This window comes from Devosia crocina (genome assembly GCF_900116545.1).
Lineage (GTDB): Bacteria > Pseudomonadota > Alphaproteobacteria > Rhizobiales > Devosiaceae > Devosia > Devosia crocina.
In genome coordinates this window covers 729,568-756,253 of sequence record NZ_FPCK01000001.1, presented here as the reverse complement: position 1 = coordinate 756,253, position 26,686 = coordinate 729,568, and the positions used below count along the sequence as shown (strand labels likewise).

21 protein-coding genes are annotated in these 26,686 nt (G+C 62.8%); 12 read left to right on the top strand and 9 right to left on the bottom strand.

Translation table 11 applies throughout. The features are described from left to right. The first annotated feature begins 65 nt into the window (after positions 1-65). The 5 genes from BM364_RS03440 (at position 66) to BM364_RS03420 (ending at position 7,247) form a co-directional block, all read left to right on the top strand. On the top strand, positions 66-1,160 hold the full coding sequence (locus BM364_RS03440) for a microcin C ABC transporter permease YejB (protein WP_092420937.1): 1,095 nt from the start codon (positions 66-68) through the stop codon (positions 1,158-1,160). After that, a complete protein-coding gene (locus BM364_RS03435; RefSeq protein WP_092420933.1) occupies positions 1,157-2,254 on the top strand; it encodes an ABC transporter permease in 1,098 nt (365 codons plus the stop codon). The genes BM364_RS03440 and BM364_RS03435 overlap by 4 nt, the downstream gene beginning before the upstream one ends. Beyond that, positions 2,251-3,873, top strand: a complete 1,623-nt coding sequence (locus BM364_RS03430; RefSeq protein WP_092420930.1) for an ABC transporter ATP-binding protein — start codon at positions 2,251-2,253, stop codon at positions 3,871-3,873. The genes BM364_RS03435 and BM364_RS03430 overlap by 4 nt, the downstream gene beginning before the upstream one ends. Positions 3,874-3,907: 34 nt before the next feature. Next, a complete protein-coding gene (locus BM364_RS03425) occupies positions 3,908-5,758 on the top strand; it encodes an extracellular solute-binding protein (RefSeq protein ID WP_092423831.1) in 1,851 nt (616 codons plus the stop codon). A gap of 130 nt (positions 5,759-5,888) precedes the next feature. Next, a complete protein-coding gene (locus tag BM364_RS03420; protein WP_092420927.1) occupies positions 5,889-7,247 on the top strand; it encodes a metallophosphoesterase in 1,359 nt (452 codons plus the stop codon). Between the two features lie 54 nt (positions 7,248-7,301). Here the strand turns inward: BM364_RS03420 and BM364_RS03415 are convergent, their stop codons facing one another. Further along, positions 7,302-11,630 (bottom strand): translocation/assembly module TamB domain-containing protein, encoded by a 4,329-nt coding sequence (locus BM364_RS03415; RefSeq protein WP_092420924.1) that lies wholly within the window; start codon positions 11,628-11,630, stop codon positions 7,302-7,304. Then, the gene (locus BM364_RS03410; RefSeq protein ID WP_092420921.1) at positions 11,630-13,489 is read right to left on the bottom strand and encodes an autotransporter assembly complex protein TamA; all 1,860 of its coding nucleotides are present in this window, start codon (positions 13,487-13,489) and stop codon (positions 11,630-11,632) included. The genes BM364_RS03415 and BM364_RS03410 overlap by 1 nt, the downstream gene beginning before the upstream one ends. 341 nt (positions 13,490-13,830) lie before the next feature. Between BM364_RS03410 and BM364_RS03405 the strand changes: the two genes are divergently transcribed. Then, the gene (locus BM364_RS03405; protein ID WP_092420918.1) at positions 13,831-14,607 is read left to right on the top strand and encodes an SDR family NAD(P)-dependent oxidoreductase; all 777 of its coding nucleotides are present in this window, start codon (positions 13,831-13,833) and stop codon (positions 14,605-14,607) included. An 84-nt stretch (positions 14,608-14,691) separates the two neighbouring features. Here the strand turns inward: BM364_RS03405 and BM364_RS03400 are convergent, their stop codons facing one another. Next, a complete protein-coding gene (locus BM364_RS03400; protein WP_092420915.1) occupies positions 14,692-15,726 on the bottom strand; it encodes an Ldh family oxidoreductase in 1,035 nt (344 codons plus the stop codon). Positions 15,727-16,178: 452 nt separating this feature from the next. On the opposite strand from BM364_RS03400, the gene BM364_RS03395 reads away from it, so the two are divergent. The 4 genes from BM364_RS03395 to BM364_RS03385 all read left to right on the top strand — a co-directional run bounded on the left by BM364_RS03395 (position 16,179) and on the right by BM364_RS03385 (position 19,717). Then, positions 16,179-17,075 (top strand): aromatic ring-hydroxylating oxygenase subunit alpha, encoded by an 897-nt coding sequence (locus tag BM364_RS03395; protein WP_092420912.1) that lies wholly within the window; start codon positions 16,179-16,181, stop codon positions 17,073-17,075. Between the two features lie 160 nt (positions 17,076-17,235). Then, positions 17,236-18,945 carry a Rieske 2Fe-2S domain-containing protein gene (locus tag BM364_RS03390; protein WP_092420909.1) on the top strand — a complete coding sequence of 570 codons (1,710 nt, stop codon included), beginning with the start codon at positions 17,236-17,238 and terminating at the stop codon, positions 18,943-18,945. Between the two features lie 2 nt (positions 18,946-18,947). Next, entirely contained in the window at positions 18,948-19,079 is a 132-nt protein-coding gene (locus BM364_RS18720; protein ID WP_280140615.1) for a hypothetical protein, read from the top strand. Then, a complete protein-coding gene (locus tag BM364_RS03385; protein WP_092423829.1) occupies positions 19,076-19,717 on the top strand; it encodes a glutathione S-transferase family protein in 642 nt (213 codons plus the stop codon). The genes BM364_RS18720 and BM364_RS03385 overlap by 4 nt, the downstream gene beginning before the upstream one ends. A gap of 216 nt (positions 19,718-19,933) precedes the next feature. On the opposite strand, the gene BM364_RS03380 is transcribed toward BM364_RS03385, so the two are convergent. The 3 genes from BM364_RS03380 to epmA all read right to left on the bottom strand — a co-directional run bounded on the left by BM364_RS03380 (position 19,934) and on the right by epmA (position 23,435). Then, positions 19,934-21,064 (bottom strand): hypothetical protein, encoded by a 1,131-nt coding sequence (locus tag BM364_RS03380; RefSeq protein ID WP_092420906.1) that lies wholly within the window; start codon positions 21,062-21,064, stop codon positions 19,934-19,936. Between the two features lie 104 nt (positions 21,065-21,168). Then, the gene (locus BM364_RS03375; protein WP_244542756.1) at positions 21,169-22,209 is read right to left on the bottom strand and encodes a lysine-2,3-aminomutase-like protein; all 1,041 of its coding nucleotides are present in this window, start codon (positions 22,207-22,209) and stop codon (positions 21,169-21,171) included. A 167-nt stretch (positions 22,210-22,376) separates the two neighbouring features. Next, complete coding sequence (gene epmA, locus BM364_RS03370; protein ID WP_092420900.1) at positions 22,377-23,435, bottom strand: EF-P lysine aminoacylase EpmA; 1,059 nt, start codon at positions 23,433-23,435, stop codon at positions 22,377-22,379. A gap of 127 nt (positions 23,436-23,562) precedes the next feature. On the opposite strand from epmA, the gene efp reads away from it, so the two are divergent. Then, positions 23,563-24,132, top strand: coding sequence for an elongation factor P (gene efp / locus BM364_RS03365; protein WP_092420897.1), 570 nt, complete (start codon positions 23,563-23,565; stop codon positions 24,130-24,132). A 233-nt stretch (positions 24,133-24,365) separates the two neighbouring features. On the opposite strand, the gene BM364_RS03360 is transcribed toward efp, so the two are convergent. Both BM364_RS03360 and BM364_RS03355 read right to left on the bottom strand, forming a co-directional pair. Next, a complete protein-coding gene (locus BM364_RS03360) occupies positions 24,366-24,587 on the bottom strand; it encodes a DUF2934 domain-containing protein (protein WP_092420894.1) in 222 nt (73 codons plus the stop codon). Positions 24,588-24,643: 56 nt separating this feature from the next. Then, positions 24,644-25,132: a YciE/YciF ferroxidase family protein gene (locus tag BM364_RS03355; protein WP_092420892.1), complete on the bottom strand. Its 489-nt coding sequence runs from the start codon at positions 25,130-25,132 to the stop codon at positions 24,644-24,646. A gap of 138 nt (positions 25,133-25,270) precedes the next feature. Between BM364_RS03355 and BM364_RS03350 the strand changes: the two genes are divergently transcribed. Further along, positions 25,271-25,984 carry a class I SAM-dependent methyltransferase gene (locus tag BM364_RS03350; protein ID WP_092420889.1) on the top strand — a complete coding sequence of 238 codons (714 nt, stop codon included), beginning with the start codon at positions 25,271-25,273 and terminating at the stop codon, positions 25,982-25,984. Between the two features lie 7 nt (positions 25,985-25,991). Here BM364_RS03350 and BM364_RS03345 read toward each other — a convergent pair whose 3' ends face one another. Continuing rightward, on the bottom strand, positions 25,992-26,639 hold the full coding sequence (locus BM364_RS03345) for a ThuA domain-containing protein (RefSeq protein WP_092420886.1): 648 nt from the start codon (positions 26,637-26,639) through the stop codon (positions 25,992-25,994). Positions 26,640-26,686: the final 47 nt, after the last annotated feature.

Here is a 26,686-nt window from a genome sequence, read left to right as displayed (position 1 = left end):
GGCCCTGAGTGTGCAACTGATTTGCGCCAGCGGAAAGGCCAGAGTGGGGAGCATCAGCAGCCGCAATGGGCGCCTATATTATCCGCCGGCTCTTGCTGATGATCCCGACGATTTTCGGCATCATGGCCGTGTCCTTTCTGATCACGCAATTTGCGCCGGGCGGGCCGGTCGAGCAGGCCCTCGCCAATCTCTCGGGTCAAAATGTGGCTTTGGCCGAACGTGTGACCGGCGGCGGTCAGGAAACCCTTTCCCAGGCTGGCCCGCACGACCAGGCCGGCACTTATCGCGGCCGGCAGGGTCTGTCGCCTGAACTCGTCGAGCGCATCGAAAAGCAATTTGGCTTCGACAAGCCCCCGCTCGAACGCTTTCTTTCCATGATCTGGAACTATGTCCGCTTTGATTTCGGGCAGAGTTACTACCGCGACATATCGGTGATCGACCTCATAATCGAAAAGATGCCGGTCTCCATCTCGCTGGGGCTTTGGATGACATTGATCGCCTATGGCGTGTCCATCCCCCTCGGCATCGCCAAGGCGCGCCGGGACGGTTCGCGCTTCGATGTCTGGACGTCGACTGTTATCATCGTCGGCTATGCCGTGCCGGGCTTTCTCGTCGCCATCGCGCTGATCGTGCTTTTTGCCGGCGGCAGCTTCTGGTCGATCTTTCCCTTGCGCGGACTGCACTCGCCCGGCGCGGCCAGTTTCCCGTTCTGGCGCTGGGTGCTCGATTACATCTGGCATCTGGTTCTGCCTATCACCGCCATGGGCCTCGGTGCCTTTGCCACAGCAACTCTTCTCACCAAGAATTCGTTTCTCGACGAGATTTCAAAGCAATATGTGGTGACGGCGCGCGCCAAGGGGCTGACGGAGCGCCGCGTGCTCTACGGCCATGTCTTCCGCAATGCGATGATGCTGATCATCGCGAGCTTTCCCGGCGCCTTTATCGGTGCCTTTTTCGGCGGCTCGCTCTTGATTGAAACCATCTTCTCCCTCGACGGCCTTGGATTTCTCGGCTTTGAGGCCATTAGCACGCGTGATTATCCCGTGGTCTTTGCGACCCTTTATATTTTCTCGATCCTCGGGCTTCTGATCGGGCTCATTTCCGATCTCGCTTACATGTGGGTCGATCCGCGTCTTGATTTCGAAAGCCGGCAGACATGAGCTTACTGTCTCCGCTCAACCGGCGCCGCCTCGCTAACTTCCGGGCCAATCGCCGCGGCTGGTGGGCCTTCTGGCTGTTCCTTGCTCTTTTCATCCTCACGCTGGGCGCCGAATTCATCACCAATGACCGGCCCATCCTTGTCTCCTACAAGGGCGAATTGCTGTTTCCGGCCTTCGTCACCTATCCGGAGGCCACGTTCGGCGGCTTCCTCGCCACCACCGATTATCGCCAACCCTTTATCGCCGACGAGATCGAAAACAATGGCTGGGCACTCTGGCCACCGGTCCGCTTCAATCATGCGACGGTGGATGGCTATCTGCCCACCTCCGGCACCAATCCACCGAGCTGGATGCTAAGCTGGGACCAGTTCTGCTCGCGCTATCCCGGCGGCACCGCCGATCCCAATTGCCACATCGGCAACTACCATTGGCTTGGCACCGATGATCGCGGCCGCGATGTCCTCGCGCGGCTCATCTACGGCTTTCGCATCTCGATCCTCTTCGGCCTTACTCTTACCCTCTTCTCTTCCGTCATCGGGGTCGCCGCCGGCGCAGTGCAGGGCTATTTCGGCGGCTGGATCGATCTGATTTCCCAGCGGCTGATCGAAATCTGGACCTCCGTTCCCTCGCTTTATCTGCTGCTGATCATTTCCAGCGTCATTGCGCCCAGCTTCTGGGTGCTTCTTGGCATTCTCCTTCTCTTCTCCTGGGTGGCGCTGGTGGGCATTGTCCGCGCCGAGTTCCTGCGGGCCCGCAATTTCGAATATGTCAACGCCGCCCGCGCTTTGGGCGTTTCCAACACGGTGATCATGTGGCGGCACCTGCTGCCCAATGCCATGGTGGCAACGCTCACCTTCATGCCCTTCATTCTTTCGGGTTCGGTGACAACGCTGACCGCTCTCGATTTCCTCGGCTTCGGCCTGCCCATCGGCTCGCCCTCCCTCGGCGAACTCCTGGCCCAGGGCAAACGCAACCTTCAGGCACCCTGGCTGGGCCTCACCGGCTTTTTCACCATCGCCCTGATGATGACCCTTCTCGTCTTCATCGGCGAAGCCGTCCGCGACGCCTTTGATCCGCGCAAGACATTCAAATGAGCCAGCCCCTCCTCTCCGTCTGCAATCTCACCATCCGCTTCGGACGCTTCGAGGCCGTCAATGGTATCGATTTCGACATCGCTCCTGGCGAAACACTGGCGCTTGTGGGCGAGAGCGGCTCCGGCAAGTCGGTCACCGCGCTTTCGGTTCTGCGTCTTCTGCCCGAGAGCGCCACCATTGCCGGCGCCATAGCGCTCGGCGCCGAGAACCTTGCGACAGCGAGCCCCGAACACCTGCGCGCGGTGCGCGGCAACCAGGTGGGCATGATCTTCCAGGAGCCGATGAGTTCGCTCAATCCGGTGCACACCGTGGGCAAGCAGATCGGCGAAGTGCTCGCCCAGCACCAGGGAATGCGCAAGGCCGCCGCCCGCGCCCGCACGCTCGAACTGCTCGCTGAGGTCGGCATAACCGAGCCGCAAACCCGCATCGACGACTATCCGCACCAATTGTCCGGCGGCCAGCGCCAGCGCGTCATGATCGCCATGGCCCTCGCCAACGAGCCGAAACTGCTGATCGCGGACGAACCCACAACCGCCCTCGACGTCACCGTTCAGGCGCAGATCCTGACGCTACTCAAGCGCCTCCAGCGCCAGCACGGCATGGCCATGCTGTTCATCACCCATGATCTTACCATCGTACGCAAGATCGCCGACCGGGTGGCTGTGATGACCGACGGCCGCATCGTTGAAACCGGGCCGGTCGAGCCCATCTTCGCCAATCCCCAGCACGCCTATACCAGGAAGCTGCTGGCCGCCGCCCCGCGCGGCGCACCCAACCTGCCTCACCGGGACGCCCCCGTGCTCGTCGAGGCCCAGGACCTCAGGGTCTGGTTTCCCATCAAGCGCGGCCTGATGCGAAGGACGGTTGGACACATCAAGGCCGTCGACGGCATCGACCTGGCCATCCGAAAGGGCGAAACCTTGGGTGTCGTCGGAGAAAGCGGATCCGGCAAATCAACCTTGGGCTACGCGCTTCTCCGCCTCCTCCCCTCGCGCGGCCGCATCGTGGTGCTGGGCGAAAATATCGAGGGCCGTTCTGCCCGCGCCCTCCGTCCCCTGCGCCGGCACATGCAGATTGTCTTTCAGGATCCCTATGGTTCGCTCAGCCCGCGTATGTCCGTGGCCGAGATTGTCGAAGAAGGCCTGCGCGTCCACACGCCGTCCCTCAAGGCTCCCGAGCGGCAAAGCAAGGTCGAAGCCGCACTGCGCGAGGTTGGCCTTGATCCCGATCTTGCCGCTCGCTATCCACACGAATTTTCCGGCGGTCAGCGCCAGCGCATCGCCATCGCCCGCGCCCTGGTGCTCGAACCCGATTTTCTGGTGCTCGACGAGCCGACCTCGGCCCTCGATATCTCGATCCAGGCTCAGGTGATCGATCTCTTGCGCGATGTACAGCGCCGGCGCGACCTTACCTATCTTTTCATCAGCCATGACCTGCGCGTCGTCAAAGCGCTCGCCCATTCGCTGATCGTCATGCGTCATGGCCGGATCGTGGAAAAAGGCGCTGCCGCAGCCATCTTTGCCCGTCCGAACGATTCCTATACGCGCCAGCTCATGGCCGCTGCCTTCGATATCGAAACTGCCCCCGACGGTCTGTCACAGGACCCTCAAAGTGGCTAATCTTACACCCTGTCTCAAGCGGAGCCCGACCATGATGCTCTCGAAAACCCTGCTCGCTGGCCTTGCGGCCCTGGCTTTCTGCGCGCCCATTGCCGCGCAGACACCCACGGGAGTGTGGGTCAATGCCGACAGCCTCACCGATGCCCCCAAATACGCTGAAGGTTTCACCCATTTCGACTATGTGAACCCCGATGCACCCAAGGGCGGTACGGTGCGCCTCGGCACGCGCGGCGGCTTCGATACCTTCAACCCCATCCTTCCCAAGGGCGAAGTCGCCAGTGGGCTCGGCCTCGTGTTCGAGACGCTGATGACCTCCTCGCTCGATGAGGTGAACACCTCCTATGGGCTCCTGGCCGAAGCCATGAAGGTGGCCGACGATTATGGCTCGGTGACCTTCCGCATGGACGCTGATGCCCGTTGGCACGATGGCGAACCCGTCACCGCCGAAGATGTCGTCTGGTCCTTCGAAAAGGTCATCGAACTCAGCCCCACCTACACCCAATACTATGCCAACGTCACAAGCGCCGAAGTCACAGCGCCCGGCGAGGTCACTTTCACCTTCGACATGACCGGCAATCGCGAACTGCCCCACATTTTGAGTCAGCTGATGGTCTTGCCCCAGCACTGGTGGGAAGGCACCGACGCCCAGGGCCGCCAGCGCAACATCGCTCAATCAACGCTCGAGCCTCCGCTCGGCTCCGGCCCCTATGCCCTGACCGGCTTGGAAGCGGGCCGTACCCTCACCTACAGGCTGGTTGAGGATTATTGGGGCAAGGATCATCCGACCCAGATCGGCACCAACAATTTCAACGAAATCCGCTACGAGAGTTTTCTCGATGAAGCGGTCTGGTTTGAGGCGTTCAAGGGCGACCAGTTCGACTGGTGGAGCGAATACACGGCGCGCCGCTGGGCAACCGGCTTCGAGTTTCCCGCCGTTGCCGATGGCCGGGTGATCAAGGAAGAGTTTCCCCAGGACTACAATGGCCGCGGCGAAATGGTGGGCTTCATCCCCAATCTGCGCCGCGAAAAATTCGCCGATCAGCGGGTGCGCGAAGCGCTCAACTACGCCTTCGATTTTGAAGAACTGAACAACACCATCTTCTACAATCAATATGCGCGCGTTGATTCCTACTTCTTCGGCCTGCCCTTCGCCGCCAAGGGCGCGCCGGAGGGACAGGTGCTCGACATTCTCGAGAGCGTGCGCGATCTCGTGCCCGCCGAAGCCTTCGACGCCCCAAAGCCCAATCCCGTGAGCGGCGATCCCACAAAGCTTAGGGAAAACCTGCGCACTGCCCTCGGACTCCTCACCGAGGCCGGCTACACGCTCAACGGCACCCAGCTTGTCGACAGCACCGGCCGCCAGCTCAGCTTCGAAATCCTCATGCACCAGCCGACTCTGGAAGCCATCGCGGCCAACCTCCAGCGCAACCTCGGCCAGATCGGCATCGATGTGCAGATCCGGATCGTGGACACTCCGCAATATATCAACCGCCTGCGCAGCTTCGACTATGACATGATCTACACAAGCTGGCCCCAGTCCTTCTCACCGGGCAATGAGCAGCGCTATTTCTTTGGATCCTCGAGCGTGAACGAACAGGGCTCCCGCAACTATGCCGGCATCGCCGATCCCGGCATCGATGCCCTGATCGATCAGCTCGTAGCCGCCAGCGATCGCGACACCCAGCTCGCTATCACCGAAGCGCTCGATCGCGTTCTGCTGTCCCATCATTTCGTCGTGCCCGGCTACGTGCTCCAATATTCGCGCACTGCACGGTGGGATCGCTTCAGCCGACCCGAAACCCTGCCCGAATTCTCGAATGGCTTTCCCACCATCTGGTGGTGGGACGAGGCCAAGGCCGCCAAAACCGGCGGCGCTGCGCAATAGCGCCGAGCCCGGTCCCCGCCCGCGCGGGGACCGTCGGCCTTTGCAAGCGCCCGCCCTCCCGTCACATGGCTGTCGTGACGGCCATGCAGTTATCCGCCGCCCCTCCTGGCACTCTCTTGGGAATCTCTGCATGACGATAAACATCACCCGCCGCCTCGCTCTGCAACTGCTCGGCACCGCCGCCGCCCTTCCGTTTTTTGCTTCGGTCGCCCCGGCCATGGCGCAGGATGTTGCCGGCCGCGTCATCGTCCTGTCGGATCTGCACTCGGCCTATGAGCGCACGGCTCAGCTCCTGGCCGCGCTTCAGGGCGAAATCGCGGACAACCCTGCGCCGCATCTCATTCTCATCAATGGCGATGTGTTCGAGCTCGGCAATGTGGTCGCTGTTCGCTCAGGCGGCGTGATCGATTGGGCGTTTCTTGAAGCGCTCGCAGCCCTCGCCCCCACCGTCATCAATATCGGCAATCATGAGCCCGACCTCGACACCGACCTTGCCAACTTCGTGGCGCGCGCCGGCGAGATCGGCATCACCGTTGTCAGCAACATCACCGACACGCGCAGCAACACGCTCTATGCGCCCGCTGCTGCCGACTTGAGCCTTGGCGATCTGCCGGTGCGGATCGTCGGCATCGCAACCGACAAGATCAACACCTATCCCGCCGACACGCGCGAGGCGCTCGCCATTCCAGCGCCAGCCCAATGGTCGGAGGAAAACCTCGCCGGTCTACTTGAAGGCGAGGCCATGCCTATAGTCCTCAGCCATGCCGGCATCGTGGCCGATCGCGCCATCCTGCCGCTCCTTACCGACGGCACGCTGCTGGTCGGTGGGCACGACCACCTCACCTTCACCCATGACGAAGGCCGGACGCGCTACGTCCACACCGGCTCCTGGAGCGCCACCTATACGCTTGTCACCGTGGCGGCCGACCGCACCATGAGCGTTGAACAGGTGCGCCTTGCTCCAGACGCCGCAACCGACGAGATGCTTGCCGCGCTGATCGCGCAAACCCTCGAGGCCCATCTCACCGCTGAAGAACTGACCACTATCGGCGCCAGTCCCGCCGCGATGACCCTTGGCGAGACCGGACGCTTCGTTGCGCAAAGCATGGCAGCTGCCGGGGGCGGCGATATCGGCTTTATCGGCCATACCACTCTCGGCAACGGCCTGCCGCAGGGAGAGGTCAGCAAATACGCCTTCGACTCCGTTGTGCGCTTCGATGGCAAGCTCATGATCGCCGAAGTCGACAGGGCAACGCTCGATGAGATCATGAGCCGCGTCAATCAGGACGAGGCTCAGAACCTCGACCAGCGCACGGGCGACTTCCTTTATGCCGCGCCCACGGACATGGCGGCAAAGGACACTTATCGCCTCGTCACCAATGATTGGTCAGCCACCAACCAGAAGAGCTATTTCGGCCGTGAAGACCTGGTGTTCACACCCGGCCCGGACATCGGCCTCAAGGCGCTGGTGATCGACGCCCTGCGCTAAGCGCGTACCCAGGCTGCCCTCCGGCCCGACCGGGGGGCAGAGCAGGCCCTACCCTCAATAGTCCTGTTCGAAGAACACGCCGAGGCTGGTGTTACCATCCTGTCCGGCGCTGCCGCGGACCACAAGATCGTCGGTCACATCGAGATTGATCGAAACGCTCGATTGCCCATTCGCGCCCGCCGTGACGCCCAGATAGACATTGTCCTGCAGATAGGTGCCTGCCTGCACCCCGACATTGCCCTCGGCATCGGTAACGACATCGAGATCGGCAAGCCCGGCCGCCCCGCGCAGGCCATCGACGAGACCCCCGCCGCCGCCACCGCCCACGAGCTCGGCCGCTGCCGCGGCAAGCTGCGCCAGCTGCAGGGGCGAAAGCTCGCCCATGGAACGCCCAAAGATCAGACGGCTCAAAACCTCGTCCTGCGGCAGGTTGGGATTGGAGCTGAACGTCACATCCGGCGCCGAGACACGGCCCGCAATCGTCACGAACACGGTGATGCCATCGCCCTCGGTTCGCGCAACGAAAAACAGCTGCGGATCGAGATCGCCGACCAGCGTCACCGTGCCGGTCTCGAAGTCGAGCCTCTGGCCCAGAACGGTCAGCCGCCCACGGTTGAGCGAGAACGCCCCCACCGGCTGAATATTGTTGAGCGGCCCGGCAAGGCGCACCGATCCACCCACTTCCGCGTCAAGCCCGCGCCCGCGAATGAAGATCTGGTTGGGTGCATTAACCGTCACATCGAGCAAGAGACCAGCCGAACGCGTCTGGGGCACGGGCGCGCCGCTGGCATCGATGCGGGCGCGCTGCAACGTCTGCGCCACCTGGGGCGGAGCGTTGACATGCCGCACATCGATCAGCGGCGCGCCCCCGCCAAACCCTTCCGGCACAGTGATATTGGCGTTTTCGACCTCGAGCGCACCGGACAGAAGCGGCGTGCCCAGGAGATTTCCGGTCAGCGTCAACCCGCCCGACACCGTCGCGGCGAAGACTTCGCCGTCGCTATAGCGCGCCGAATTGATGCGGACGCTGAGATCTGCGGGGAACTGCCCCGAAAGTCCGACGGTCCCTGACGCCGCCACGCTGCCGCCCGAGGCAAGATCGGCCGACAGGCTCTCGATCCGCGTCGATGTGCCGGCAAGGCTGGCGCGGCCATTGATATTGGCAAGGCGCAGGTTGAGTTCGGGATCGACATAGCCTGCGCCCGCCACCGAAACAGACCCGCCATATTGCGGCGCATCGAGGCTGCCGGAAAGTTCGGCGTTGAAATTGGCCGTGCCCGAAAGCTGCCCGCCGCGATCGGCAACAAATTGATTGGCGAGCGCCAGCGGCGCCGATCCACTCAACTGCACCGAAAGGCCATTGCCCGCCAGCGGAATGCGCCCGGACCCCGTGACCTGCAACCCGCCTGAACCACTAGCGGAAAGCGTATCGAGCGACACGGTGCCACCGGCGAAACTGCCAGAAGCGGCAGCGGTCAGCGGTGCTATGCCATAGGGCTGGATCGCGGCGGCGTTGACCCCGGCTGCGCGCGCATCGAAGCGCACCTGCGGATCGGAGGCCGATCCGCTGATCACCGCGCGCCCATCGAGCGTTCCGGCCAAACCGAGGCTCGGCACGATCGTATTGGCGATCGAAAGCGGCAGCGCCGCAATATCCACCGTCAGATCAAGCGCAGAGCCCGCCGTGCCCGAGGCGCTGATGCTGCCCGAGCCGACCTGAAAACGCAGCGCATCGAGGCGCACGGTCTCCCCCTGCACCAGCAGGGTTGCCGGATTGGCCAGCCGCGCGGCAATGCTGCCCTGCGCCAGGTTGGCGCGTTCGAGCGACAGGCGATAGCCGCCTTCGACCGGCGCCAGCGCACCGGCAAGATCGATATTGGTGCCGGTGTTGAGCGCTGCCTGCGCGTCAAAACTGGTTGTATCCCCGCTCTGGCTGGCGCGGGCCGAAAGCGTATCGACCCGCGTACCGCCAGCAGCGATATCGCTTCCCTCGACCGTTCCGTTGATGGCGGGCACCCCGAAGAGATCCGCAATCGTGGCACGAACTGCAGCCTGGCCCACCGAAATGTCGTTGATCCGCAGCGACGAGACATCGGCGGTCAGCCCCACGCGCTGGGTGCCGTTTTCCGTCAGCAGCTCGAGGGCGGCATTAACGCCGCCAGAAGCTTCGGTCAGCAGCAGCGCGGCGGCAAGCCCCACATCGGGAGCGACCACATCGAGCCGGCCGGTCAGCAATTCCGTATCCGCCGCGCGGCCCACCGACCCGAAGATGCGGGTTCCCGCGATTTCGAACGTGAGATCGTTGAGCGCCTGTTGCACCTGGTCGACAATGACCTGCGAAGCAAGCGTAGCGCGGTGCCCATCGAGCATGGCTTCGCCATCGACCCCGCCCGTCAGGCGACCTTCGAAAAGATCGAGATCGAGCCCGACCCGTGCCTCGCGCAGGTCGCGTCCTGCAAGCACGCCAACGGGCACAGATGCATCGAGCACCAGTTCGACGGGCGCCTCTGCACTCGTCGAGCGGGCCGTGCCGCGAACCGCCAGAGCCCCCGAGGCTTGCGGCGTCAGCAAGCCAAGATCGGAGAGATCGAGCGCCATCGCGAAATCGGCAACCGCCGTGCCATAGACACCGTCAGCGCTGAACTGCACTTGCGGATTGCTGATGGTGAAGTCGTCGGCGACGATTCCCGCCTCGGTGCGTGCCAGCCGTCCGGAAAGATCCACGGTCCCTGCAAGCAGCGCATCGGCTGTCTCGTCGTCAATGGTGAGGTCGCGGCCGGTGCCGGCGAATGTGAGGTCGAACCCGCCCCCGACAAACTCCACGCTGCCCTCGGCATCGAGCGAGAGCCCGCCCGTCAGCTCTCGCCCGGCAAGACCCGAAAACGGCGCGATATTGCCCGTTTCCACCCCGATCCTGCCACGGAATGCGGCGCCATCGATGACACCCGACAAGCTCGCCGTCAGCGCCTGGCCGACGATGCGCAATTGCGCCAGCTCGACCGGCTGGCCGGCATTCCAGAGACCGGCAAGGCCCAGCCCAACAGAATCGCCAAGCGCCGCTTCCACCGCCTCGTCGGCCGAAATCCCGGAAATCTGGCCATCGCCGTTGAAGGTGACCATGCGCGTTGCAGGATCCGAGAGATTACTCGCAACCCCGTTGATCGCCAGCGCCACGCGCTCGGCAGCAAAATCGCCCGTTTGCAGCCCGTCGATCCCCAGATCTGCGCGCCAGTCTTCCGATCCATCGGCGCCAAAATCGATCGTCAGCTGCGCGGCCTGGATCTGCGGATTGCCACCCGCCGGCAGCGTCACGGCGCCCCCTGCCGGATCGGCGATCGAGGCGGTGAGATCAAGCCGGGAAAGGAAATTGTCCGGCGTCGTCGCAGCGCTGGCATTGAGCGCCAGCTGCCCCCCGCTCACTGTCAGGTCGTTGAGTTCAAATCCACCTGCGCTGCGCACCAGGGCATTGAGCGAAAGGCGGGTGTCGGCACCGAAAAACGGCCGATAGGTTTCTGCCACCAGTGTCGAAAGCGGACCGCCAAGATCGGCATCGATGGTGAAACCGTCCCCGTTTTGCGCAATTGTGGCAGTGCCCGCCAGCGCCGTCTGCTCGTTGGCCAGCAGCGACAGCTCGGCCACCGGCCCCTGCCCGGCCAGCGTCAGCTGCACCGCCGGGCGGCCTTCGATGTTGAGCAGATTGGCAAGAACGCCGTTTTCCGGCTCGTTCAGCGTCAGCCCCAGGTCGATCTCGTTGCTTTCCTGAGCATAGGACAAGTCTAGATCAAGCGTTCCCCCCGGCCCATCGAGACGCACGATATCGAGCGTGGTGTCGAGATTGCCCCCTTCGAGTCGCAACGCACCCTCAAGCGAAATCTCCGAGCCTAGGCCGAAGACACCTTCGCCAAAGCTGACCCGCGGCACCGAAAGCGCGCCAAGATCGATCGCCACGGGGAATTCGGGAACCTGGAAACTGCCAGCCTCAGGCGGCGGCAGATCCACCCCTTCGGCGGGAATGGCATTGCGGATGTATTCGATGGAATCCGCGCTCAGCGAGCGCACTTCGAGCCGCCCCAGAAACAGCGCTGCCTGGTTCCAGTTGAGGCTGGCATTGTTGACCCGCAGCCATACACCCTCCTGGTCCGAAATCGTGATTTCGCGGATCGAGACGTTCGAGCCGAGAATGCCGTCGATATTCGATAGGCTGATCTGCCGCTCCGGCGTCGAAAGCCGGTCCTGGACGAAATTGGTCAGCCAGCTCTTCTGCTCCTCGTCGGGCAGGGACATGACATCCTGTGCCGGCACCGCATGCGGCACCACGATCGCGGGGACGAGGAGAAGCGCCGCAAAGCCAAGGCGGCGATATCGAGGGGAAAGAGTAGCCATCAGAATGCCTGTCCGATACCGGCATAGATGGCATAATCGGGATCGCCATCGCGCTTGTTGAGCGGCACTGCAACATCGAGGCGCAGCGGCCCGAACCCGGTATAGTAGCGCACGCCCACGCCGGCTCCGAGGCGCAGGTCCTCGAGCCCGGGGAACGTATCCGCCGCCACATAGCCGCCATCGAGGAAACCGACCACGCCGATATCCTGCGTCACCTTGGCCCGCGCTTCGAGCGAGGCTTCCAGCAGATAGCGCCCGCCCGTCACCTGCCCTTCGGCATTCTCGACCCCGATGGATTTGAATGCATAGCCGCGCACCGAGCCGCCGCCACCGGCAAAGAACAGCTTGTCGGGCGAGATCTCGCTCAGGTCTGGCCCGAGAAGCGCCCCGGCCTTGACCCTGCCGGCGAGCACGAACATGTCGTCATCGCCAAAGCCGAAATAGGTCCGCGCCTCCGCCGTCAGCCGCGCGCCGGTGTTGTCGAAGCCGAAATCGTAATAGGGCTCGACCATCCCCGCGAGATAAAAGCCCTCGGTGGCATCGACCGTGCTGTCGCGACCGTCATACGTTGCGCCGGCAAAAAGCCCTACGGTCGAAAAGTCGCGCGTTCCGAACGCATCGTCGAACCGGGCGCGCTCATAACTCACCCCGCCGCTCACGGTCAGTTCGTCCGAAAAATAATGCGTCAGACCCAGCCGCGCTTCCGCCGAAGTTTCGGTATAGCGCGGATAAAGCGTGCGCTCGGCCGAGATGGTTGCAACCAGATCCGTGTCCGGCGTCAAAAATCCTGGCTTGGTGAAAGTGCCGCCAAAGAAGTAGTCGAACTGTTCGGTATCGAGCGGATAGGCGATGCTGGCGATGCGCGCATCGAGCCTCAGGCGCTCCGCCTGTCCGAAAAGATTGCGCCAGAGGTGGAAACCCTCGAGACCCAGTCCATCGACGGTTGAATAGGATGCACCCACGCCAAACCGGCGCCCCGGCAATTCCTCGACGATCAAATTGTAGGGTAAAAGCCCATCCGCCCCGATATCCTGCGCCGCTTCGAACCGTGCCGAGCGGAACACTTCCAGTCGGTCGAGCCGCTTTTGCGCCCGTTCGATGTCGTCGGGATCATATTCCTCCCCGACCACGAGTCCCGTCTGCTGTGCAACGAATTCCGGGTTCATCGCGGCCGCACCGGTCACCGTCACTGGCCCGAAGGCCGCCCGGGCGCCGGGGTCGACGGCGATGGTCACATCCACAGTGCGCGAGGCGTGGTTGGCGATGACGTCGCGCCCCACCACCTGCGCCTTGGCATGTCCCTGCTGCTGCCAGGCCTGTACGGCCAGCTGCTCGGCAGCCAGGATCACCGAGGATCGCGCCACCTGTCCCGCGCCATAGCCGCGCAGCACCGGCAGATCCACCTGATCGTCCGGATCGCTCGTGGGCGGCGCCTGGTTGGCGATGGCAACATTGCCGAAGGTGAATTCCGGCCCAACCGTGACTGCGATGGTCACATCCACCGGGTCGGGCAGGCGAACGTCCGGCGCCAGGGTGGAAGCTTCGACCCCGGCGATTCGGATACTGACCGCAGCCCCGTAGCGCCCTTCATTATAGAGCGCGGCAACGATGCGGCGATAATCGCCCCGCGCCTTGGCGAGGAGGCCTGCGGCACCCGATGCCGGATCAGCCTCATCGGCAAGAAGCGAGGACGCATTGCGCGCCGCATTTTCCACCGCGCCCGCTTCGCTTGTCGAAAAGGTGACGAAATAGCGTTGCGGATCGACGATGACCTCGTCTTCGGCATCGTCCTCGAAAAACTTCATGCCGAAGAGCTCAAAGGCATGCACGGGAAGGCTCACCAGGGCCGTGCCAGCCATGGCAATCACCAGTGCGCCAATACTCGAAACCAAACGCGCGCTTTGCAGAAGACTAATTCCCGACCGTTACGCATCAACCAGATACGGCTGCTGCAGTGTCACCCCGTGGAGGAAAACAATGAGTTAACCCCTCCCCGCCGCCTGCCAAAAAGGCGTTCTTATCGTGTTCAGTTTAGGGCGCCGAAGATGATGACGGCAAGCGTAGATCGGTAAAATGCCGAGTTTGGCCTCCCGGACGTGACCGATGTGCAACGCCATGCCCAGCGCTTCTCTGCCCGTTGACGCGGCGCGGTGTCCGGTACACCTTGCGCCCTCACCACGTCTGTTGTTCAGGAACTGCCATGTATTCGCTGCTCGACCCCAGCCGCTTCGTCGTCTTCATCACCGGCGCCACCTCCGGCTTCGGCGAGGCAGCCGCACGGCGCTATGTGGCAGCGGGCGCTAAGGTCATCGCTACCGGCCGGCGCAAGGATCGCCTCGAAAAGCTGCAGGCTGAGCTTGGTGCCGGCAACTGCCACATCATCGAACTCGACGTGCGCGACCGCGCTGGGCTCGAAAAAGCCATTGCCGCGCTGCCAGCCCCCTTCGATGCCGTCAATATCGTCTTGGCCAATGCCGGGCTCGCGCTTGGTCTTCAGCCCGCCGCCGAAGCCAGCCTCGATGATTGGCAGACCATGATCGATACCAACATCTCGGGCCTCGTCTATACCGTACGCCTGCTGCTGCCCGGCCTCATTGCTCGCGGCGGCGGTCATGTGGTCACCCTTGGCTCGGTCGCCGGCGAATATGCCTATCCCGGTGGCTCGGTCTATGGCGCCAGCAAGGCCTTCGTGAAGCAATTCGCGCTCAACCTGCGCTCGGACCTGCAGGGCAAAAAAGTGCGCGTCACCAATATCGAGCCGGGCCTGACCGAAACCGAGTTTTCGCTCGTCCGTTTCAAGGGCGACGAAGGCAAGGCATCCGCCCCCTATTCCGGCACCAAGGCCATGACTGCTGAAGACATCGCCGAAAGCATCTTCTGGGCCACCTCCCTGCCCGAACATGTCAACATCAACAAGATCGAACTCATGGCGACCACCCAGGCCATCGGCCCCTTCGATATCTACCGGGAAGATTGACGCCCAGCGCCCTGATGCCCGGGAGACCTCTTGGTGCGGTGTGGCGCTCCGCACCTGGGGATGAGGAACTTCTGGTTGCAGCCGTCAAAGTCCCAAAAACCGCACCGTATCCGGATCGAGCGGGATTCCCTCGGTCTGGCGCGTCTCCATCACCGCCCATTCCCGATCCCCCGGCGCCATGACGCTCCCGCCTTCGCGCACCCGCGACCCGCGTAGGCTCTCAAGATAGCGCCCGATGGCCTGAAGAAACATTTCCCGCCCGGCAAACTTGTCCGGATCGATGACCAGAACGAAATGCCCCATATTGCGTGGTGTCGAAATGTCGCCGCCGCCATACATCGGTATGAAATCGGGATCGAGCGTGGTGCCGGTCAACAGTGCGGAAAACAGCGTTGCGACCCCTGCCAGTGCCGCGCCCTTATAGCCATAGTCCACCCCGCCGAGCGGCAACAGCATATCGGCCTCGTGCGGATCCGAGGTCGGCACCCCATCCGCCGTCGCCGCCACACCCTGGGGCAATGGTAGATCGAGCGAGCGGTGCAGCAGCACCCGGTTGAGCGGAATGGAGGAAGTCGCCATATCGAGCAGCCACGGCCGCCCTTCTGGTACAGGCGCTGCAAAGGCAAGCGGATTGGTGCCGTGAAATTTCTGTGCCCCGTCGAACAGCGCAACCATGGAATCGGTGTTGGTAGTGGCAAAGGTCACAAAGCCCTTTTCCGCGCCGGCCAAGGCATAAGCTCCCGCCGCTCCCAGATGCGAGGAATGCTTGATGCCGACCGCCCCGACACCCGCCTCCTGCGCCAGTTCGATCCCCACGTCCACCGCTCGATAAGCCGCGTAATGGCCAAGCCCATGATCGCCATCGACCATGGCGCTGCCTGCTCCACGCTTTTCCACACCCAATTGCGGCGTCTTGTTCAGCCGCCCACCCCCGAGCATGCGGCAATAATGCTCCGTCAGCCTTACCCCGTGACTATCTACCCCAACCAGCGAAGCATGGATCATCGCCCTTATGGCGGCAGTCCGCGAGGCCTCACTGGCCCCGGCCTCCGTCAATCGGGCCTCCACCTGCTCGCGGATCAGGAATTCGGGGAATGTCCGTGCGTTCTCGATAGCCATAGTAGTCTCCTCCAGGCCCGTTTTATCGAGCACAGGAGTAGGGAGGAAGGGTCTAACTCACGCCAGCAACATAGAGCCCCCTCTTATTCCTCTCCCTTCCGGGGAGAGGTGGCTCGGGCAAAGCCCGGATCGGTCAGGGGCCGTCCCGCACCAGAGACTGAGGAAAAAGCAGGATGCCTTGATCGCCCATGGGGTCCTCTCCTGACCAGTCCTGACACGGCGTCACGAGGCCGCTGAAATCTCCCCACCGTCATTGCCCCACTTGTTCGGGCAATCCATCTCTTTGCGCTCACCGGACTGCTGCATGGTTCACCAGGACAACCCCAGTGATGACGGCGTTGGGGAGAGCGGCATGCCCTGCCCATGCTTTGAGCGCGCACCACCCTTGCGCACTTTTTCTTGGCAGCGCGCAGGCGGCTCGTTATTCTTGAGCTCAAAGTTGAGACCGCCCCATGCCCAAAGCCCCCGATCCGATCACCCGCGACCTCTGGCACGTGGTAGCCGCCACCAATGAACTGCCCATCGGCCAGATCGAAACAACGCTCCTTCTCGACCGGCGCATAGCCCTGACGCGCGGCATTGATGGCGAGCCCGTCGCGTGGTTGGCGACCGGCGAAGAAAATGGCGACGAGATCGACAGCGAAACCGTGCTCGACCGGCTGCCGGTCCGCACAGCCTACGGCTATACCTGGACCTGTCTCGGCACGCCTTCGGCCGAGCTCTTCCCTATCCCCGAATTCGCCGAACCCGACCGCGTCAACATGAGTTGCGGCTCGATCGGCATCCACGTCTCGGCGCCCCGCGCCGTCGAGAATTTTCTCGACATGGGCCACTTCCCCTATGTCCACACCGACATTCTGGGCTCGGAACCGCATACCGAGGTCAAGGAATACGACGTCGAAGTCTCCGAAGAGCGCGACGAAGTTCTTGCCACCAAGTGCAAGTTCATGCAGCCGCGCGCCGCCAAGTCGGCGACCACGGCGATGGAAGTCGAATATGTCTATCGCGTGCCGCACCCCTTCTGCTCGGTGCTCTACAAGTCCTGCCCCGAGGACGAAAGCCGCCGCGACGTCATCGGCATCTTCCTTCAGCCCATGACCGAGGAAACCTGCCGGGCCCACCTCCTGCAGTCGATGATCGATTCCACCTCGACCATCACCGACCTCCGCCGCTTCCAGCAGACCATCTTCGGCCAGGACAAGCCGATCTTGGAAAACCAGTATCCCAAGAAACTGCCGCTCGACCCCCGTTCGGAAACCCCGATCCGCGCCGACAAGAGCGCCATCGCCTATCGCCGCTGGCTGAGCCAGAAGGGCATCACATACGGCGTGATCCCGCAGGCCTCGTAGTTTTTCACGGCGAGCCAGAGACGGACTGCCCCGTACGCCAGGGCAATTCGTGACTAAAAATTCGATCGTGGCGCGATCCCTCATAGCGTTTCCAGCAAAAGTGGCCTTCCGGTTTTGCGGTTCGGAAACGCGGCATAAAGAGAACAGGATCTGATCGACCATGCCCCTCAGTCTGTCCGACCCCACCTGGTACCCCATTGCTTCCAGCGAGGACCTGCCCTTCCGCCACGTCTATCAGGGCCAGCTGCTCGGCCGCGAACTCGCCGTCTGGCGCGCCGACGATGGCAATGTCAACGTCTGGGAAAACCGCTGTCTTCATCGCGGCGTCCGCCTTTCCATCGGCATCAACGAGGGCCAGGAGCTCAAGTGCCAGTATCACGGCTGGCGCTATGCCAATCAGTCCGCCGGCTGCACCTATATTCCGGCTCACCCCGCTGACGCCCCGTCCCGGCGCATCGAAAATCGCAAATACCCGGTGCGGGAAGCCTTTGGCCTTATCTGGTCCGCCGCCAATGACGATCAGCCTTTCGCTCCTTTTGACGGGGCCCAGGGCGAAGACTGGTTCCCGCTCCGACCAATGCCCGTCGATGCCGCGCCCGAAGACGTCGTGGCCGGCCTTGCGCGCCTCGCGCCCGATGATCAGCCCGCCGATCTCTTGCCCGGCATGGCCGTTCGCCTCGGCGCCGCTGTCTTTTTCGTCCAGCCGGTCGATGCCGGCCGTGCGGTCATCCGGGGCCTCCTGGCCGGCCAGCCTCACGACGCCATGGCCGCCCTGCGCCACCACAACGAGACCCTAACTAAGCTGCGCGACCGCCTCGAGCGCGCCGCCGCGAGAAAGCCCGCCCCCGAGCCGCTGCAGCCGGTCTTCGAAAAAGTCTCGGCCGAGCTTTCGACCATGCCCGACATCGCCGTCCCGCGCGGCAACACCATCACCGTCGTCGTCAAGCGCAAGTGGAAGAGCGCCGAGGGCGTGATCGGCTTCGAGCTTGCCGATCGTGACGGCAGGTATCTGCCCACCTTCCAGCCCGGCGCCCATATCGACGTGCACCTGCCCAATGGCCTCGTGCGCCAATATTCGCTCACCAACGGCCCCGGCGACCTCAACTCCTACGTTATCGGCGTCAAGCAGGAGAGCGCCTCCAAGGGCGGCTCTAAAGTGCTGGTCGAAACGGTGCGCGAAGGCGACGTGCTCGCAATTTCCGAGCCGCGCAACAATTTCCCGCTGCGCCGCGACGCCACCCGCACGGTGCTGATCGCCGGCGGCATCGGCATCACGCCACTCCTCTCCATGGCACGCTTCCTCGACAAGTCGAGCCTCAAGTACGAGCTGCACTATTTCACGCGCCAGAGCGAGCGCCTTGCCTTTTCAAGCGAACTCGACGTGCTCCATGGCAGCATCGACCGGCATGTCGGCCTCGGGCGCGAAGCCATCACGGCCAAGGTCGCCGAAGTGCTCGGCCCCTACCAATTCGCCAATCACGTCTATATCTGCGGCCCCGGCACCATGCTCGAAATGGTGCAGCAAACCGCGTCCGCCCTCGGATGGCCCGATGAAGCCATCCATTTCGAATATTTCCAGAACGACAAGGTCATCGACGCCTCCTCCGCCTTCGACGTCGAACTCGCCCGCTCGGCCATGACGCTGCACGTCCCCGCCGGCAGGACGATTCTCGAAACCATGCGCGAAGCCGGGCTCACCGTCCCCTCCTCCTGCGAGCAGGGCGCTTGCGGCACCTGCCTCACCGGCGTCATCGAGGGCGAAGTGGACCACCAGGACGTCTATCTCAACAAGACCGAAAAAGCCTCCAACACCTGCATAATGACCTGCGTCAGCCGCGCCAAAGGGCCAAGGCTCGTATTGGATATCTGATCATGATCACGTCCCCAACCACCACCGTCATCACCCGGCTTGTCCGGGTGATCCACCCTTCGATTACCGCTGCGGCATGGATTGCCCGGTCAAGCCGGGCAATGATGGCCAACAGAATTTTGGTGAACCCATGATCACCCTTTACGACTTCGAACTCTCGGGCAACTGCTACAAGCTGCGGCTCCTGATGAACATTCTCGATGTCGCCTATGGGATTCATCCCGTTGATTTTTTCCCCGGCCGCGAACACAAATCGGACTGGTTCCTGCGCCTTAATCCCTTCGGCCAATTGCCGGTCTTGCAGGACGGCGAACTGACCCTTTCGGACTCCGGCGCCATCCTCGCCTACCTCGCGAAAAAATACGACACGAGCGGACAGTGGTTCCCTGATGACCCCGCTGTCACCGCCGAGATCCTGCGCTGGCATGCCGTTGCCGATGACATCACGGCCACCTCTTCGGCCGCCCGCCTGGCGCTGGGCTATGGATACAATTTCGATATCGAAAAATCGCGAAAAGGCGCCCATCGCATTTTCCGGCTGATGGACGAACATCTCTGGTTCGGTGAAAAGTCCGGCCGCGACTGGCTCTGCGCGCCAAGCCATCCGACCACCGCCGACATTGCCTGCTTCCCCTATGTCATGCTGTCCGAAGAAGGCGGCATCTCGCGGCAGGATTACCCGGCCCTACGCCGCTGGACCGACCGCGTCCGGCGCGTGCCGGGCTTTGTGGTCATGTCGGGGATTTTTCCGGCAGGGCCGGCGAAGACTTAGACTCAGTTTGGGCGAGTGCGAACAATCCCCTTCACCGACTCGGCTCTGCCGAGCCACCTCTCCCCGAGAGGGAGAGGAACACCGGATTCGCAGGCTAAATCGGGTGAGCTCCGGGCTGAGGGAGGGACCCCTTATTCTTCTCCCTCTCGGGGAGAAGGTGGCGCGCAGCGCCGGATGAGGGGGAGGCTCCAGCGATCTTCAGTCTGTGTGAGCTGACTAACTCTTCACCTTCGTCTTCTCCCCCGCCACCTTCCAGCTTACGTAATCATCACCCACGCACCCGAACGGCGCGCTTTCGTCGCCAAAGCGGGCATAAAGCTGCTCGCAGCCCCAGGTGTTGAGCGGCCCGGGCATGACGTTGTTGATCTCGATGCCGACGGGGTCGAACGCGTCTGGCGCGGCCAGAACATAGTAAAGCCAGAACCCAAAGAAGGCGACGACGGCGAGCAGCAAGACACCGCCACCAGCCAGCAGTCCGCGTGCCCAGTTTGGTCCCTGCTTCTTGGGCTTCGCTGCCTCCCCCGGCACGACCCCGCGCCTTTGTTGCTCGGCCTCGAAAGCCGCAAGCGCCTGCTGGCGTTCGCTCTCGGAAAGGTCGAGGCGCGTGAGGCCACGATCGAGGATGACCGGCATCGACAGATGCTCCGGCTTAACCGCTACGCCATACCAGCCGCCATCGGCGCCGATGGCCATCATCGGCTGTTCGCCGGCGCGAAAATGCGTGCGGATGATACTGCCCTTGCGCTTGCCATTGTCGAGGCGGTGATAGGCGACATATTTGTCCGCCCGCTTTTCGTCGACACCAGCGATCCGGACGGGCACCACGTCCATGCGCCCTGGAGCCTTTGCTGCGCCATTGGCCTGGTTCGCCTTGATCGCACCCCAGATCATGGCCATCGCACCACCGCCAAACAGCAACATGAAGACGGCAAAGACCGCCATCCTGTTCCACAGCATGTCGAGGCCGAGGCTGATCGTAGCGAGCTCCGGATCATCGGCCGAGATCACGAGATCAACCAGATAATCGCCGCTCGCGAAATCGAGAAAGGCGAGCGAGATGTGTGTCCCGTAGCTGGTGCCCTGATAGCTATAGGTCACATCGGCTTCGCAATCGGTCAATCCACGGCGTGACGAACACTCGCCCTCGACCATGTCCCAGTCGTCGAGCGTGAGCGGGTTTTGGCTGATCTGCCAGTCGCGCCACAGGCCCGGCCCCTGCCAGATGGCAAGCCCAATCGCCATGGCCGAGAGGATGACGACGGTAAAGAGAAACGCTGCCGGCATCGCAAATGGGCGCCCCGTGATCTCGATCGAGCGACTGGGAAGGGGAAGCGTGACCTGGGACATGGATGACCTCTGCGGGTTGTCAGTATCGGGCCCGAATCGACTTGGATTTGACAGGATCACGCTGGTGTGAACCAGACATGGCATTTCCCGCGCTGTGGAAATCCCTACTCGGCGGGCGGATAGGCGTGTTCGCGCCCCTGCCAGTCCCGCACGGTGAAACAACCGTCTCCACCTGCAACAGTCCCCGCGCCGATATCGGCCTTGCCATGCCCGCCGGGGATATCGAGCACATAGGTCGGCTGGCACAGTCCCGAGATCCGCCCGCGCAGAGCTGCGACGAGCTTTTGCCCCTCTTCTATGCCGATGCGGAAATGGCTCGTTCCCGGCGCAAGGTCCGGGTGATGGAGGTAGTAGGGCTTGATCCGGTTCTCGACAAAGCCCCGCATCAGGGCCGCGAGCGTGTCCACATCGTCATTGACCCCGCGCAGCAGCACCGATTGACTGATCAGCACGACCCCACCATCGACCAAGCGCCTGAACGCAAGCCGCGCGTCCGGCGAAAACTCGCGCGGATGGTTGGCGTGGACGGCGAGATAGGTCGTCTTGCCGCTCGCCAAGAGCGCCGCGACCATCTCGTCATTAACGCGTTCCGGCTCGACCACGGGCACCCGCGTATGAAAGCGCACGATCCTGACATGCTCGATCGCCGCCAGCCGCTCCATCAGACTTTTGAGCCGCCGCGGCGAAAGCACCAGCGGGTCGCCCCCGGTCAGGATGACCTCCCAGATTTCCTCGTGGCTGGCGATATAGTCCATTGCCGCATCGAGTTCCGACCCCGTCAGGGTGCCCAATCCCTGCGGCCCGACCATCTCGCGCCGGAAACAGAACCGGCAATAAACCGGACAAACATGCACCGCCTTGAGCAGCACCCGATCGGGATAGCGATGCACGATCCCTTCCACGGGGGAATGGCACAAATCTCCAATCGGATCAGCCCGCTCCTCTGGAGTCGTCTGGAGTTCAGCCACGGTCGGCACGAACTGGCGCGCAATCGGGTCTGCTGGATCCGACCGATCCATGAGGTCGAGCACGGCGGGAGTGATGCCAATGGCGTACTTTTCTGCGACAGGGTCAAGACCACTCTCGGCCGGAACCAGGTTCACTGCCTCGAGGTCGGCGACCGTCTTGAGCGCAGCGCCCCTCACCCTGACCCTCTCCCCAGAGGGGCGAGGGGACGCAGGAACTGAAACCGCGGCACAGGAGGAAGACTCAACTTTGGAACTGCCTCCAACCCCATCGTCCCCTCGCCCCCCTGGGGAGAGGGTCAGGGTGAGGGGCTCTTCAGCCCGCGCAAATGCCCTTTCACGCTTGCTCATTCCGCCACCGGCGCCCAAAGCACCGCCTCGATCCGTGGCGCACCTGTGGCCAGCATCACCAGCCGATCAAACCCCAACGCCACCCCGCTCGCCTCCGGCATCAATTCGAGCGCGGCCAAAAAATCCTCGTCGATCCGGTAGCGCTCGCCATAAATGCGCTCCTTCTCATCCATTTCCGCGACGAACCGCTCTCTCTGCTCGGCCGCATCAGTCAATTCGCCGAAACCATTGGCCAGCTCGACGCCTGAAGCATAAACCTCGAACCGTTCGGCAACCCGCCGGTCCCCCGGCACACGCCGCGCCAGCGCCGCTTCGCAAGCCGGGTAGCGATCGAGCACGGTGACCCGCCCATTGCCCAACTCCGGCTCGACTTTTTCAACAAGGATCCGGCTGAAAAGATAGCTCCAGCTGGTGTCCTCGGGCACGGCGAGCCCCTGCGCCGCCATCTGCCCGGCCAGTGCCGCGCCATCAGGCACGCCATCCGCATCCATGCTCGCGAGGAGATCGATCCCGGCATGAGCGAGGAAAGCCTCGGCAACGCTGATGCGTTCGGCTTCGAGGCGCGGGTCACAGTCGCGGTCGCGAAAGCTGAACCGCGCAATACCGGTTGTGTCGGCGGCAAGCCGGATGAACCCCAGCGTATCGGCGATCACCACATCATAAGGCGCTCCTGCCCGATACCATTCGAGCATGGTGAATTCGGGATGGTGCAGCGCCGAGCGCTCGCGGTTGCGCCAGACGTGCTGCAGGCTCGCGATACGCGTCTCCCCCGCTGCCAGCAGCTTTTTCATGGTGAACTCGGGCGAGGTATGGAAAAACATCGTGTCCCCCACACCGTCATTGCCGATCATCGTTGTTTGAAAAGCATGCAGGTGCGTCTCGTTGCCCGGCGAGCGCTGCAGCCCAGGCGGATCGACCAGGAGAAAATCGTTCTCCGCCAGCCAGTTGCGGATCCTCGAATCGATGCGATTGCGCGCCAGCAGGATCGGCCGCCGGTCCATATGGCGCTCGGGCGCCCACCAGGGCGAGGAATGGACGGGGTTGATCGAACTCATGCGGGTTTTCTGCCGTCTAGGCTGGCGAAAGGGCGCGGAATAGGGTATCGGGCGCTCGACAATAGCTTATCGGCGTGCGGACGGCCCTGCCTCTATTACGCGCCTAGTGATCGAACAAGGAAGAAAAATGGTCAAGGTCATCGCCTCGTCCCTGCGCAAGGGCCACGTGGTCGAGCAGGACGGCAACCTCCACGTCGTGCTCACCGCCGAAAACGTTCACCCCGGCAAGGGCAATTCGGTGACCAACGTCACCATGCGCCGCATTTCCGATGGCGTGAAGGTGCTCGGCCGCTGGCGCACTGTGGAAATGGTCGAAAAGGCCGACGTCGATGATCGCGTCTACGACTATCTCTATTCCGATGGCGAAGGCCACCACTTCATGGAGCCGGAGACCTACGAGCAGCTCGTCGTCTCCGACGACGTCATCGGCGACCAGAAGGCCTATCTCTCGGATGGCATGAAGGTGCACCTCATGACCCATGAAGGCATCGCGCTCTCCATGGAACTGCCCCAGCGCATGACCTTCGAGATCGTCGAGACCGAGCCGGTCGTCAAGGGCCAGACCGCTTCCTCTTCCTATAAGCCCGCCGTGCTCAACAATGGCCTGCGCGTCATGGTCCCGCCCCATATCGACGCCGGCACCCGCATCGTCATCCTGACCGAAGACAATTCCTACGTCGAACGCGCCAAGGACTGATCGTCGGCCGCCTCTGGCGGCAAAATCTCCCCAGTGGGGCGTTTTGAGCAGCTCAGGCTCGCAGAGCTATGCTTGAAGGGCAGCGGCCACATGCTTTGATCGTTTCCTCTTGCCGTCATTGCCGGGCTCGTCCCGGCAATCCATCTCCCTCGGCAAGGACTACAGGGACCTGCCCCGTAGTGACGGATTAGAGGCAATCCCCTGACGCAAAACGGGCCCCACCGGGCCCGATTTCATTTCTCCTCGATTTCGCGCCCTGCCTCATGCCAGTGCAGGTCCGACTGATCTGGGGGCGTTCCGTCCGCCAGCCACCGGTCATAGGCCATTTGCCGCTGCAACATCTGCTTGGCTTTCAGCCAATAGTCCATGGCGCGGCCCTCGGGCCTGCCGTCCTGCTCCCAGAGAAAATAAGCCGTGTCGCGAATACGCGTGGCGAGATCGGGATTTCTGTGCATGGCATCCGCAAAAAGAGGAGAGGGTGGACGCTTGCCCGTCCACCCTGGAAGAAGGCCTATGCGGCCTTCTGATTGACGGTCTTGAGCGCCACCTGGCTCAGCTTCTTGTCGGTGGCTTCTTCTTCCTTGAGCGTTTCGGAAAGAAGCTGGGCGATCTCGGTGTGGCCGAGCTGCTTGGCCCAGGTCACGAGCGTGCCGTAGCGGGCGATCTCATAGTGCTCCACAGCCTGTGCTGCAGCCACCAGACCGGCATCGAGCGCCTGGGTGCCCTTGTATTCGTCCATGATTTCCTTGCCTTCCTCGATAATGCCGAGGATGGCGTCGCAGGTCTTGCCGCGGGCCGGCTTGCCCAGATGCTCGAACACTTGCTGCAAGCGCTCGACCTGGCCTTCCGTTTCCTGCTGGTGCTGTTCGAAACCTGCCTTGAGTTCGGGCGAGGTCGCAGCCTTCGCCATTTTCGGCAGAGCCTTCAGGATTTGCCGTTCTGCGTAGTAGATGTCTTTGAGCGTATCGAGAAACAGATCGTCGAGTTGCTTTTCAGCCATTTATCGTCTCCAGAATTTCATGAAGGGTGACGCTGCCCGAGCAACGGGCTGCCTTGCACAAGGTTCCGACTCCACCCATCAGGAACTCGCTTTGCCTGGCGCCCCTGGGGTAAGCTTTCTGCAAGGAGACCGGGCCACATGACCACCGCGCTATACCCCGCCGATTTCTACGCCAACCGCCGCCTTCACACCGCTCATGCGGCACGCGCCATCTTTGCCATCCTGCCCCCGAACCTGCCGCGCCGCCACGTTGCTGATATCGGCTGCGGCACCGGCACCTTTCTGTCCGCTTCCGGCGCGGAAAGCCGCTTCGGCATCGAGGGCAGCTGGGTTACGCCCGCCATGCTCGATGACCAGGCGATCGCTTTTCAAAACCATGATCTTGAAACGCCCTTCGCAGGCCCCCGGGTCGATCTCGCGCTTTCGCTCGAAGTCGCCGAGCACCTGTCCCCTGCCCGCGCCCCCGGTTTCGTAGCCGATCTCTCCCTCATGGCGCCCGCGATCCTGTTTTCCGCCGCCATTCCCGGCCAGGGCGGCGTCGGCCATGTGAACGAGCAATGGCCGAGCTACTGGGCCGTGCTTTTCGCCGCCCACGGCAAAAAAGCCTATGACGTCCTGCGCCCAAGGATCTGGACCGACGAAGCCATTCCCGCCTGGTACCGCCAGAACGCCATCCTCTTTCTCGACGACGCGCTTGCCGCAACCCTGGCGCTCGCCCCGACCGCCCCTGCCCTTCTCGACAAGGTCCACCCCGCCTTCTGGGCGCGCGCCAATCGCGAACTTCAATACGCCAATGCCTTGCCCGAGTCCGAAGTCTTGCGCAGGCAGGCCGAGGCCGCGCAGCAGCAATAAGAACCCCTCATCCCCGCGCCGCCCACACCAATCCGCGCTGCAAAATCGTCCGCACCTGCGGAATCTCCAGCTCGTCCGCCGTGTGCCCGAGCGAAGAATAAAACACCCGCCCCCGGTCATGCGTGGTGGTGAACACGACCGGCATCACCACATCCTTGCGCCAGGGGTGAAACTCGCCCGAAAACGTCGTCGTCGCCAAAACTTCGACCGCCGGATCGTAGTTGAGATAATACTGCTCCGAGGTGTGCTCGAAACTCTCGATCCCAGCCATGATGGGATGATCGCTGCGCGTCACATCGACCTTGTACGTGATGATATTGCCAGGGTGCTGCACCCAGTACACGCTGGCCGCATAGCGAAACGGCACGCTTGCGCGAAACGTCGTAGCCAACCCCATGTGGTAGCCCGCAAGCCCCGTCCCTGCCCTGATCGCGGCGATCAGATTGTTCATCTTTTCGGGCGCGAGCACCCCGTCGGTGATCACCGGCACCACAAGGTCATTGCTGCCGACATCCTCGGCCCCCAACGCATCGTAATCGGGCGTCACGGTTACCGCAAAACCCTCCTCCTCCAGAAGGTCACGCACCACATGCGCCCCGCGCTCTGGCGTATGCAGCTCCATTCCCCCCCAAACGACGAGTGCTCTTTTTGTCATAGTCCGATCCTTTCTATTCCTCTCCCTCTGGGGGAGAGGTGGCTCGG